Source organism: Nocardia ninae NBRC 108245 (assembly GCF_007990755.1).
GTDB lineage: Bacteria > Actinomycetota > Actinomycetes > Mycobacteriales > Mycobacteriaceae > Nocardia > Nocardia ninae.
The window spans coordinates 39,672-50,857 of the sequence record NZ_BJXA01000069.1; the positions used below are offsets into that span (position 1 = coordinate 39,672).

The following is an 11,186-nucleotide window of genomic DNA, read 5'->3' on the forward strand; positions in this document are numbered from 1 at the left end:
TACCCGAACGTTCGGCGACGACGCCACTATCCCGTGCGCACCGAATCGAGTACTCGGTGACACAGCGCGATCGGATCGGCGACATCCTGAGCGCCGGCCGCGGCTTGTTTCGCGGCGGCGGCGAAGCGAGGAGTAGTCAGGATCTCCAGCACCGCGGCGCGGACAGCGGTCGCGGTCAGCGGCCGGACCAGGAGTGAACTTCCTTGGCGGACAGCTCGATTGGCGAGTTCCCATTGGTCGCCGCCGCCGGGAACGGTAACGACCGGAACGGCAGCGGACAAAGACTTCGCAAGCAAGCCGTGCCCGCCACCGCCCACGACTACCGACGCGTGCGTGAGGAGTTCATCCTGGCGCCCCAAACCGGCTGTGGCCCAGGGCGGTAGGTCGGCGGGCGGGGTGTCGAGCATCGAGATCGCCACGCGGACATCGGCACCCGCGAGGGCTTCGAGCACCGTCTCCACCATGCCTGCGACGCCGGTGTGCGCGGTGGACGGGGCGACCATCACCAGCGGAGCATCCCCGGGCGGCGGCGACAGGATCGCCTCGGTCGGTTCCCAGAAGAGGGGGCCGATGACGTGGGTGTTGTCCGGCCAGTCGGGACGCGGTACCTCGAGCGCGGGCAGGGTGGCGATCAGGCGGGCGGCCGGACCCGGGTCGGTGGCGGGCAGGCCGACACTTTCGCGGGCTTGTTCGCGCTGACGCAGACCGTTGCGGATGTCGCGAGCGGTCATGGTGCGCAACACACCGTCGCGCATGCGGCCACGCAGCCCTTCGCCGGGAGCCAAGCCACTCCCGATGGGCGGCAAGGCTTTCGACGGCAGGTAGAGCGGGTGCGGGGACAGCTCGACCCAGGGCACGCCGAGCCGTTCCGCGGCCATCCCGCCGCCCGCCGTGAGCACGTCGGAGACGACCAGTTCGGGCAGCATGGCGCCGAGGTCGGGCAGGATCTCGGTGGAGATGTGCGCGGCGCGCTCATGGATGCGCTGGCCGGCGTCGGTGTCGTCGTCGGCTGGGCGCGGGGCGAGCCCCTTCAACCGGCGCACGCCGATACCGGCATCGCGGGCGGCGTCGAACCAGCGCGGGCCGGTGAACAGCACCGGCTCGTCACCCGCGGCCAGGAAACGCAAGCACAACGCGATGGCGGGAAAGGCATGCCCCGGATCGGGTCCCGCAACTACGGCTACTCGCATCCGCATAGCCTGCCACACGCGGTTACGGCTCGACAGCAGCTACGTGCCGCGTCTTCACCTGCTCGACAGCAGAACTTCACGTGACCTCCGACCCGAGCGGCGTTATGGTCTAGACCAATAGGCGTCGGAGAGTGGGAGCGATCGTGCGGGTGTCCACGGTGGACGAATTGATGGTGCTGCTGGCGAACGGCGCGGACGTCTGGGACATGCCGGACCGCAGCGGCGATCCGGTCGACATCCTCGACCACGACCGGCAATGCGCGGAACTGCTGCGGCAGCGGTACCCGCTGGATGAGGAGTTACAGGTCGCCGGGCTGGTGCACGACATCGGCCACCAGCTGGTGCCCGGCGACGACGCGGGCCACGGCAGACACGGCGCGGACGCGATCCGTGCACTGCTCGGTGATCGCGTCGCGCGACTGGTCGAGTTGCACGTTGTCGCGAAACGCTATCTTGCGGCGACAGATTCAGCGCACACCGCGCGCCTGTCCCCCTCCAGTCAACGCACCTTGCTGGCGCAGGGCGGCCCGATGAACGCCGCGGAGATCGCCGCGTTCCGGGCCGACCCGGATTTCGATGCCGCCCTCGCGCTGCGGCGCGCCGATGACGCGGGCAAGGTGGTCGGCCTCACCGTCGCGCCCCTCGACTCGTGGCTTCCCGTCATCGAACGCGTTGCCGCTGAACAACATCCGTTCGACCAAGATCAAGCTCAATTGCCGTAGCCCAGCGGCCGCCATCACCAGTTCCCCCGCACCATTGGCGCTGAGTCAGCCGCCGAAGTGGTAGAGCTCGAAGCCGACAGCGCGGTCGGCGGGGAAGCCTTCGATCGGGCCGGTTGCCCTGTCGACGATGGCGCGAACCTGGTCCGCCACCGGTTCCGAACTGAGCACCTCCAGATAGCGGCGATGCTCTGCCAGTGAGGCCTCGGCCTGATCAAGGTGTGCGGTGACGTCGACAGCGTGAGTTACCTTGGGGCCCATTACCGCTGCCCAGCGCGCCGACCACGGCGCATCGGTCAGCTCCGGGAAGATCCACTCGTTACCGGCGTCGGATATGGCGTCCAAGGCCGCGCGGCCGACGGCACGATGATCGGCACTGTTGGCGAATCCGGGAGCCCAGGTGTCGCCGAAGTTGAAGAGCACCAACAGTTCCGGCTGGTGACGTCGGATCGCGGCAGCCAAGTCGCGACGTAGTTGCAGGGTCTCCTCGACCCGCCCGTCCGGGTAGCCGAGGAACTCCACCTGATGCACGCCAACGGCTTTCGCGGCGGCGATCTCCTCGGCCTCGCGCAGCGGCCCGGATTCCGCGGGTGGCAGTCCGGCGATCCCGGCCTCGCCACTGGTGACCAGGACATAGCGAATGTCCTTGCCCTGCCCCGTCCAGCGCGCCACGGCCGCAGCGGCACCGTATTCGATGTCATCGGGATGCGCGACGATGACAAGTCCGCGGTGCCAATCCTCGTCGAGCTCCTGCACTAGCTATCCCTTCTCGCTGTTTTGCGTGTTCAGGCCAGACTAGTGGGCAGTGATCGATCGGGTTCGCAAGCTGCGCAGCGAAAAGGGGCCGCGCGCTGTCCCCTCATCGGGGAGCGCACGGCCCCTGGCCGGACGGGTTCGCGACTTCGCTCGCGCCTCCTGGTGGCATCCCGGCCACACCTGGATCCGTCCGACTACCGCCCACCCGGCTTCGCAGCGCTTCCCGGCGCGCAGAAGCCGTCAGCGGACGGGAGCTACAACTTGCTGACCGAGGAGTTGTCCGAGCCCGACACCGCCTTGTACAGCAGGTACAGCCCGAACACGATGGCGCTGATCACCAGGATCGGGAACAGCCCCTTGATCAACGCACCGATGATGGCCAGCGCGATCCAGACGACCGCGACGATACCGATGATCTTCCACAACATGTGCCAGCCTCCGAGGGTCTCTGCGAACCGCTCTCCGACGATCCGACATGTTCCACTCTGGCAGCTGGGTGACGATAAATCACCAGGTCAACGCCGATATCCGGGTGAAGATCAGGGTTCACCCTGACTACCGGCCCGCCGCAGGTAGCACTCGGCGATCAGGGGGTTTCGATCGTCGCGCCCTCGGCGACCAGCTCGGCGGCCACCTTCCGCGCGATCCGGACGAACGCCGTCACCAGCGGCCGATCCTCGCCCGCGCGACAAGCGACGGCCAGCACCGCGGGCGCCACATCGAGCAGTGGCCGGGCGACGACACCCGACCACGGGAAGAACCGGGATACCGAGGCGACCGAGACCGCGACCGCCTGTCCACTGCCCACCGCGGCCAGCAGATCCTCCAGCGTGGTCACCTCGGCGCCGATGAGCAGCGGACCGTCGCGGTACTCAGCCAGCGTCATGAAGTCGCGCGACGCGAGATCCCGGTTGTCGATCCACCATGCGAACGGCTGGACGGCCAGGTCCGCGGGCAAGACCGCGGTGCCTGCGGCGAGCGGATGGTCGGCGGGCAGCAGGGCGATCCGCTCCTCCGCCAGCAGCGGTGTTACGTCCAGGCCGTCCGGCGCGGGCAGCCAGATCAGCCCGACATCCGAGGTCCCGGCCAGCACGCCGGCACTCGGATCGTCGAATTCGACCTTGCCGACGGTCAGCGCGACATGCGGATAATCCGCCGCGAAGGCGCGCAGCACCCGCGGCGTGATGTCCAGGCCGGTCGCCACCCGGATGCCGACGATCAACTCGGTGCGCTGCCCGGACTCGGTGTCGCGGGTATCGGCGATCGCCGCGCCGAGGGTGTCCAGGATGTCGGGCACCCTGGCCAGCAGCGTCCGACCGGCGTCGGTGAGCGTCACCTGACGACTGTTGCGTTGGAAAAGCGTTGCGCCGATGCGTGTTTCGAGCTGCTTGATCTGATTGCTCAGCGCCTGCTGGCTCAGGTGCAGGCGAGCCGCCGCCCTGGTGAAGTTCAGCTCGGTGGCCAGTACGTGGAACGCACGTAGGTGCCGGAATTCCACATCCACAAGCCTGGATTGTAGATCCGACAGCGGATCCGTGTTTCCGTTCTCGGTCCGGCGGATCGACCATGGAAGACAGCGGGGGTCACCAATCGAGGAGCCGCACCTTGCCGGAACAACACCGTCACGAGCTCGGGCAGCACCAGCCGATCGCGGAATGGGCGTTCGGGTGTCTGGTGATCTGGCATCAACTCGCCGAGACCACGGGCGGGGTGCTGTCGCTGGCGGAGGTCGTGGTGGCGAAAGGTGACGAGCCGCCGGTCCATCTGCATTCCCGCGAGGACGAACTGTGCTTCGTGCTGGAAGGGGAGCTCACCGTGCACCGCGGCTTGGCGCGCATCCACGCCGAACCCGGCACTTCCGTGTGGTTGCCACGCGGCATCCCCCATGGTTTCGCGGTGCACACAGCAACGGCGCGGGTGCTGCACCACTACACACCCGCCGGTGTCGAAAAGGCGCATCGAGCGTTCAGCACAGCGGCCACGGAACTCGCACTACCGCCCAACAACTTTCGCCGCCCCTCGAGCACGGAAGTCGAAGCCGAATTCGCGCACTACGGGATCACCCTCATGGGTCCGGTTCTCGCGCAGCGGAGGGGAGCGCGAGAATGACTGCGGCACAGGACATCACCCGCCCCGCCCGTATCCCTGAAACAGGGCAGGCGCAGGTGCGTGTGCTCGGACCGGTGTGGGTCACCGACGGTGTGCGGACGATCGGGGTGGACCGTCCGCTGGAGCGGGCGGTGCTGGTCCGGCTGGCGCTCGCGGGTGGGATTCCGGTGCCCGATCGGCGACTTGCCGCGGACCTGTGGGGTGACGGGGAGATCTCGCGACCGGTCGAACGGTTGCGGGTTGTCGTGTCGCGGTTGCGAACTGCACTAGGAGAGCACGGTGCGACGGTGTTGCGCACCCCGGCAGGTTATCGCACGACGATGGTCGCCGGTGACCTGCTGGCCGCCGAATCCATCGCGGATCGGCTGCATGCCGCGCGGCGGGCCGGTCGGTACGCCGAGGTCGGTGCGGCCGCCGACGAGGCTTTGCGGCTGTGGCGCGGGCCTGCGCTGGCCGACCTGCTGTGGGCACCGTACGCGGCGGTGGAGGCGAGCAGGCTGGACGAGTGGCGGCTGGAATTGACCGTTGCCGGGCTGGATGCCGCGCTGCGGCTCGGCTCCGGGCTCGAATGCCTCAGGGAGATGGGCATTTTGGCGGGCGAGCATCCGCTGCACGAGCCGCTGGCCCGGCTGCACGCGCTGGCTCTCTACCGCGCGGGCCGCCAGGTCGACGCACTCGATCGCCTGCGCTGCCTACGGCTGAACCTCGCCGAGCAGTTCGGCGCCGCGCTCGCGCCGGAAACCGTCGAGCTCGAGGTTCGCATTCTCCGGCACGATCCGGCGCTGCATCCGGCTACGTTCGCCGGAAAGGCAAGCACACCAACATATTCGACTCAGCGGATAATCCGGTACCGCGACGTCGTGACCGCCGCGCACCGTTTCCGGCACTTGAAGCCAGGTTGCTGAATACCGTTGCCGCCCTCGCCGGTCGGCCAACAGGCGGCAGATATCTGGGTGAGGATCAGGTTTACCCCGATCCTCACCCAGCGATATCTATCGGCGAACTGACGCTCACCTACGACCCGGGTTACGGCGATCGTTCTTCTCCACACCCTCGGTCTCGATCCGCTCCTTGCGCACCGTGTCGGAGATGGTCTGCTCGTCCTGCACCTCGTCGACGGCGAGGCGGACCCGCTCGACCGGCACGGCTTCCTTCTGCACCGTCACCCGCTCCTCGTGCAGTGTGACCTCGGCTTCCTGCTCACCGATGTCGGCGCGGCCCATCTGCCCGCGGTCGGTGATCGGCTCGCGCTCGATCCGGACCTCTTCGTGCGTGGTCGGCACGGTGACGGACTGCTCCTCGGTCACCACGTACTTGTGCAGACGTGCATGGCCGACCTCTTCGTTCTGCTTGTTGACCGCCAGGCGCTCCTCGGAGCGCACCATCCCCTTGTCGTCGGGGCGGCGACCGCCGCGCATCTGCTGCTTGCCGCCCAGATCCATGCCGGCCCGATTCGGGTCGATGTGGTAGTGGTCGAACAGCTCGCGCTCGGCTTCGGGGCTGATCAGACCGTCGTGCTCGAGATGCGGCGCGGTCTTCACCTCCTCCTTCTCGACGCGCACCTGCAGTGCTTCCGGGTCGTGCCGCAGCTCGGCGCCCGCCAGCGGGACCAGTGAATCGCCGCTGAACATCCCGGTGGTCACCGAGACCCAGGTTGGTGCGCCGGAGGTGTTGTCGACGTAGATCCGCTTGACCTTGCCGATCTTGTCGCCTTCCGGGTCGTACACAGCGCTTCCGATGAGTTCTTCCAGCATTCCGGTCATGATGTGATTCCTCCGCGTACATTTCGATGGAATTGGTTCAGGCACTTGCCTTTTGATCGGACTGGTCGAGATCCTCGGCGATTCGCTGCGATTGCCGCGAGCGTCGGACCGGATCATCGACGTTGCCCCAGGCCAGATATCTGCTGACATCCAGCCGTTGCGTGTCCTGGTCGATCGCGGATTTTCGGTAGGCAATATCAAGCATCAGTCTGCTCCTGCCCTTGTAGTGAATGTTCCCGATTCCTGAGAGGGAATCCGGCCGATCAGCTACATGAAGGCAACTACCCGGCATGCTTCGCACCAAACACCTCGTCGGCAAAATCGGCCCGCTACCGGGGGATATGTCGCGGACGAGCAGTGGCGGTCCGGTCCCGGTCGGTGACTTCCAGGGCTGCGTGGCTGCCACTGACGCGGGCCATCTCATGAGCCAAATCTGTCGACGCTTGCGGCGAGGGGGTTGCAGAAGGGGCGACCGTAGGGTGGTCAGCGGCCGGGCATGCGGCGGCTACCTCCGCACAACACCTGATTCCGGGTCCCCGCTCACCGCGGGCGGTCCCCCACGGGTGGCACTGATCGCCCGCGTGCGTGCGCCGTCGATTGCCGCGGGCCCCGGGTATTGGCAACGAGGACGACCGAGGAGGAGCAACCTTGCCCACCGATGTGGCTTGTACCGCAGTGCTTTTCGATTGTGATGGCGTGCTTGTCGACTCGATCGACAGCGGCGCGCGCGCCTGGACGCGCTGGGCGCGGGAGTACGGTCTCGATCCCGCCGTGGTGCTGCCCGGAATTCACGGTCGCCGCTCGATGGAAACGGTGCGCCTGTTCCTGCCCGAGGACGCGCGAGTGGCCGGGCTGGGCAGGATCGAGGACATCGAGATCTCCGAGGCCACCGATACCGAGGCGCTGCCCGGGGCGCGCGAACTGCTGGAAGCGATGACCTCGGACTCGGCCATCGTCACGTCGGCATCGGCGGCGCTGCTCGCGGCGCGGTTGGGCGCGGCCGGGCTACCCCTGCCGTCCATCGCGATCACCGCGGCGGATGTTCAAGCGGGCAAGCCTGCCCCCGATGGATATCTGCTGGCCGCGCAGCAGCTCGGTCGGCCGATCGAACACTGCGTGATCTTCGAGGACAGCGTCACCGGGGTGGCGGCGGGGCTCGCGGCCGGACCGCATTGCGTCGTCGGCGTCGGTGAGCGGGCGCTGGATACCCCCGCGGACATCGTCGTGCGCGACCTCTCGGGTACCAGCCGGACCGAGCACGGTTTACGCTTCGCGGAGGCTTCGATTTTGCGCTCTCCCGGCCGTGACCTCGGTCAGTGTACGGTTGTACTCTGATCTTGCGCGGAGCGTTCCGGATAGCGGCAGTCAGGAAGGGATGGTCGATCTATGCACATCTGTTGTTCGGCACGCACTTATTCACTCGGTCTCACGTGACGGTCGGTGCCTGATGGAAAACGAACTCGCCCAAGAACTCGCGGCCGCCGCACGCCGCCACGGTGGCGCGATCGCCGGCATCGTCGGCGGTGCCGCCCGCAAAGCCTCCTGGGAGGTGCTCGACCTGGTGGCCGAGGGCCGTGAACTGGTGAACGCCGCGCTGCGCGCCAGGGCTGAAGAATTGCGCCGCCGAGACCAACTGCGCTGAATCCGGGCTGGTAGCGCACCATTCGCCGACGGCGGGTGTCGGACGCGCCGCGGGTGCCGCGGCGGATATCGGCTGTCACGGCGGAAAGGGACGCCTACCTCCCAGGTAAGCATCCCGCGACCGTCCAGGGCCGCGGGGTGCGCTGCCCTGTCAGCTATTCGGTGGATACCCGGATGCCCGCCGAGAAGCGACGATGACGGGATGATCGATCCGTCGCCCGCGCGCCCACCGGAGTACTCGGGCGCGCGGCGTCCGGCCCTGCTACTGCGGGACGGCCCCCCTGCCTATTTGGCGGCCCAGTACCTCGGCCCCCCGTACCCCGCACCGCGGGCCACGGCCACGCCGCTGAACGGAACCGCCAAGACCGCAGCGGTTTTCGCGCTGCTCGGCACAGTCCCCCACCTCATCGGCGGATCCAGCAATCTGATTTCCGTGGCCGCGCTCGACGCCGATAGCGGCGGACCGAAAACCCTGAGCTACACCGGTTGGTACAGCGAATACCTCGTCGGCTCCGGCATCGCGCAAGTAGTCGCCGCCGCCCTGCTCGGTGTAGGAGCCGTCTTTCTGCTGCGCCGCCGCTTCGCCGGCCGCGCACTGATCACCCTCGGCTGCCTGACGGTAATTGCCCTCGGCGTCCTGTCGTTCTTCGCAATCCGCGCCCGCAACGCCGTGCTGTACCGCGATATGGCCGCCGACAACGTCGACTCCTTAGCCGCAATCGCAGGAGGAATATCCCTGGGACTCCTCGTCTTCCCAGTCCTCACCCTCCTACTGGCCTGCGCAACATCGACCACCCAGTGGCTCCAGCACCGGACGTAACCAGCAGCGTTCAGAGTTGTCCGGGGCGGGAGATCGGTACCTGTTGGTCGGCGACTTCGGTGAGGGCTTGGGCCCAGCCGTCCAGGCGGTCGGCGGCGTGGCGTAGGTCGGCGACGATGGTGTCGAAATTGTGGCGCATGACCGCGCTTTCGGGGACTGCGAGGATGCGGCCTGCGGCGGCGACTACCTGTTCGTATTCGGTGACGCCGGTATCGAGGCGGTCGAGGGCGAATTGCAGGTTGCCGGTGAGGGCTACCGAGGCGGGGGAATCGGCGCGGCCCATGGCGCCGAGGGCTTGTTCCATGGCGGTCACGTCGGCGGCGAGGGCGTGCAGGGCGGCGGAGCCGGAGGCTGCGGTTTCGAGCATGTCGGTGAGTTCGTCGTCGGGCAACCGGTTGCCGCGGGCGATCTGGGTGCCGAGTCCGTGCAGAGCGCGTTCGGCGCGGACCAGTTTGGCGATGGGTCCGCGCGCCCGCGACCACAGCGGTGGCTGCTTGCGCGGGACGAAGGTGGGCTGCGGCAGGGGTGATTTGCGCAGTCGCAGGTAGCGGCGGGCGCTCAGTGCGGTGCCGGTGACCAGCGCGACCGCACCGCCGCCGAGCACGACGACGATCCAGGCGGGTGCGGAGATGACCACCAGCCCAACAGCTCCCGCGGTGGTGAGACCGGAGGCGGTGCCGAGCTGGAAACTGCGGCGGCGGGCGCGGCGGCGACGGCGCAGTTCACGTTCGCGCGGATCGGCCCAGCGACGCACCGCGACCAGGGCGCTCTCGCCGACCTCGCGCAGACTGTCGGGCAGACTTCCCGGTTGCGGAGCGAGCGCGGCCTGCGCCCGGATGATCGCCGCGTCGCGCTTGCGGCCCGGAAGCGCCTTGTCCCGAGTCATGCCATCTCTCCCACTGGTAGCGCGGATCGGACCAGCACGGTCCCGGCGCGGCCGACGGCCGGCCCGCCGGGTGCCCGTGCTGTGTTCGCCAGTGTTCCAGTGACCACCGACAAAGTCCTCGCCGAGCGTTGAACCGTTACTGCTGTGCGGCCTGGCCCTTGTTCATCTGCGGCTGAGCCGGGTTCGCCTGCGCCGGTGCGGGATTGACGGCAGGCTGGGCCGCGCCACCCGCGGGCAGCTGATCGCCGCGCATCGACGCACGGATCTGCTCGAGCTTGCTGTGCCCGGCCATCTGGATGCTGGCCTGCTGTACCTCCAGCATGCGGCCCTGCACCGTGTTCTGCGCGAGCTCGGCGGAGCCGAGGGCGTTGGCGTAGCGGCGCTCGATCTTCTCGCGCACCGCGTCCAGGCTCGGCGTGCTGCCGGGCGCCGACAGCGTCGAATCCATCTGCTGCAGCGACGCGGAGACCTGCTCCTGCATCTTGGCCTGCTCCAGCTGGCTGAGCAGCTTGGTGCGCTCGGCGACCTTCTGCTGCAACAGCATCGCGTTCTGCTCGACGGCCTTCTTGGCCTGGGTGGCCGCCTGCAGCGACTGGTCGTGCAGCACCTTCAGGTCCTCCACCGACTGCTCGGCGGTGACCAGCTGGGCGGCGAACGCCTCGGCGGCGTTGGTGTACTGGATCGCCTTCTCGGTGTCGCCCGCGGCGCTGGCCTGGTCGGCGAGCGTGACCGCCTGGCGCGCGTTGGCGTTGAGCTTCTCGACCTCGTCGAGCTGCCGGTTCAGTTTCATTTCCAGCTGACGCTGGTTGCCGATGACCGACGCGGCCTGCTGCGAGAGGGCCTGATGCTGGCGCTGAGCTTCCTCGATAGCCTGCTGAATCTGGACCTTCGGATCCGCGTGCTCCTCGATCTTCGAATCGAAGAGGGCCATCAGGTATTTCCAGGCCTTGACGAACGGATTAGCCATCGATTGATCCCGCCTCCATCTGACGTGCCGCGCCCTCGACGCGGCTCCGGTGCGCGACCGTCACGCACTCGATATATGCCTATCCTCCACCATGCGGCCGTTGCGCCGGGTATACCCGGCCCAACCGACGCCTAGTGAGAATCTATCCGCTTTCGGCGCCGGTCCGCAGCGTTGCCGCGGCCGCCACCTGTCGCTGGGTGTCACATGCCCTTCACCAGGACCAGCATGTCGGCCTTGGGTGCGGGAATGACGATTCTGGTGTCCATGGCCAGCGGCAGCGGACGCACGCCCGAGCCGGCCACCGACAGGCTTGCGCTCGCGGGCGCCAGCGCGGG

14 protein-coding genes are annotated in these 11,186 nt (G+C 68.0%); 6 read left to right on the forward strand and 8 right to left on the reverse strand.

Going from position 1 to position 11,186, the window contains the following annotated elements; translation table 11 throughout:
* Positions 1–26 precede the first annotated feature (26 nt).
* On the reverse strand, positions 27–1,190 hold the full coding sequence (locus tag NN4_RS34405; RefSeq protein WP_147140019.1) for a glycosyltransferase: 1,164 nt from the start codon (positions 1,188–1,190) through the stop codon (positions 27–29).
* A gap of 131 nt (positions 1,191–1,321) precedes the next feature.
* Between NN4_RS34405 and NN4_RS34410 the strand changes: the two genes are divergently transcribed.
* On the forward strand, positions 1,322–1,912 hold the full coding sequence (locus NN4_RS34410; protein ID WP_186818771.1) for an HD domain-containing protein: 591 nt from the start codon (positions 1,322–1,324) through the stop codon (positions 1,910–1,912).
* A gap of 45 nt (positions 1,913–1,957) precedes the next feature.
* On the opposite strand, the gene NN4_RS34415 is transcribed toward NN4_RS34410, so the two are convergent.
* The 3 genes from NN4_RS34415 to NN4_RS34420 form a co-directional block, all read right to left on the reverse strand.
* Positions 1,958–2,665 (reverse strand): PIG-L deacetylase family protein, encoded by a 708-nt coding sequence (locus tag NN4_RS34415; protein ID WP_147140021.1) that lies wholly within the window; start codon positions 2,663–2,665, stop codon positions 1,958–1,960.
* Positions 2,666–2,919: 254 nt separating this feature from the next.
* Positions 2,920–3,093, reverse strand: a complete 174-nt coding sequence (locus NN4_RS45355; protein WP_167768782.1) for a hypothetical protein — start codon at positions 3,091–3,093, stop codon at positions 2,920–2,922.
* Positions 3,094–3,251: 158 nt separating this feature from the next.
* The gene (locus NN4_RS34420; RefSeq protein WP_147140023.1) at positions 3,252–4,169 is read right to left on the reverse strand and encodes a LysR family transcriptional regulator; all 918 of its coding nucleotides are present in this window, start codon (positions 4,167–4,169) and stop codon (positions 3,252–3,254) included.
* Between the two features lie 101 nt (positions 4,170–4,270).
* Here NN4_RS34420 and NN4_RS34425 point away from each other — a divergent pair, with 101 nt between their 5' ends.
* On the forward strand, positions 4,271–4,774 hold the full coding sequence (locus NN4_RS34425; protein ID WP_186818772.1) for a cupin domain-containing protein: 504 nt from the start codon (positions 4,271–4,273) through the stop codon (positions 4,772–4,774).
* Positions 4,771–5,679, forward strand: a complete 909-nt coding sequence (locus NN4_RS34430; protein ID WP_147140027.1) for an AfsR/SARP family transcriptional regulator — start codon at positions 4,771–4,773, stop codon at positions 5,677–5,679. Before NN4_RS34425 ends, NN4_RS34430 begins: the two co-directional genes overlap by 4 nt.
* 105 nt (positions 5,680–5,784) lie before the next feature.
* Here NN4_RS34430 and NN4_RS34435 read toward each other — a convergent pair whose 3' ends face one another.
* Both NN4_RS34435 and NN4_RS45360 read right to left on the reverse strand, forming a co-directional pair.
* A complete protein-coding gene (locus NN4_RS34435; protein WP_147140029.1) occupies positions 5,785–6,537 on the reverse strand; it encodes a DUF2382 domain-containing protein in 753 nt (250 codons plus the stop codon).
* Between the two features lie 37 nt (positions 6,538–6,574).
* On the reverse strand, positions 6,575–6,742 hold the full coding sequence (locus NN4_RS45360; protein WP_159080611.1) for a hypothetical protein: 168 nt from the start codon (positions 6,740–6,742) through the stop codon (positions 6,575–6,577).
* 470 nt (positions 6,743–7,212) lie between these two features.
* On the opposite strand from NN4_RS45360, the gene NN4_RS34440 reads away from it, so the two are divergent.
* The 3 genes from NN4_RS34440 (at position 7,213) to NN4_RS34450 (ending at position 8,998) form a co-directional block, all read left to right on the forward strand.
* The gene (locus tag NN4_RS34440) at positions 7,213–7,872 is read left to right on the forward strand and encodes an HAD-IA family hydrolase (RefSeq protein WP_281289441.1); all 660 of its coding nucleotides are present in this window, start codon (positions 7,213–7,215) and stop codon (positions 7,870–7,872) included.
* A gap of 112 nt (positions 7,873–7,984) precedes the next feature.
* The gene (locus tag NN4_RS34445) at positions 7,985–8,179 is read left to right on the forward strand and encodes a hypothetical protein (RefSeq protein ID WP_107658206.1); all 195 of its coding nucleotides are present in this window, start codon (positions 7,985–7,987) and stop codon (positions 8,177–8,179) included.
* 201 nt (positions 8,180–8,380) lie between these two features.
* Entirely contained in the window at positions 8,381–8,998 is a 618-nt protein-coding gene (locus NN4_RS34450; protein WP_147140034.1) for a hypothetical protein, read from the forward strand.
* A gap of 10 nt (positions 8,999–9,008) precedes the next feature.
* On the opposite strand, the gene pspM is transcribed toward NN4_RS34450, so the two are convergent.
* Positions 9,009–9,884 (reverse strand): phage shock envelope stress response protein PspM, encoded by an 876-nt coding sequence (gene pspM, locus NN4_RS34455; RefSeq protein WP_147140036.1) that lies wholly within the window; start codon positions 9,882–9,884, stop codon positions 9,009–9,011.
* A 136-nt stretch (positions 9,885–10,020) separates the two neighbouring features.
* A complete protein-coding gene (gene pspA / locus NN4_RS34460; RefSeq protein ID WP_147140038.1) occupies positions 10,021–10,851 on the reverse strand; it encodes a phage shock protein PspA in 831 nt (276 codons plus the stop codon).
* Positions 10,852–11,186 lie beyond the last annotated feature (335 nt).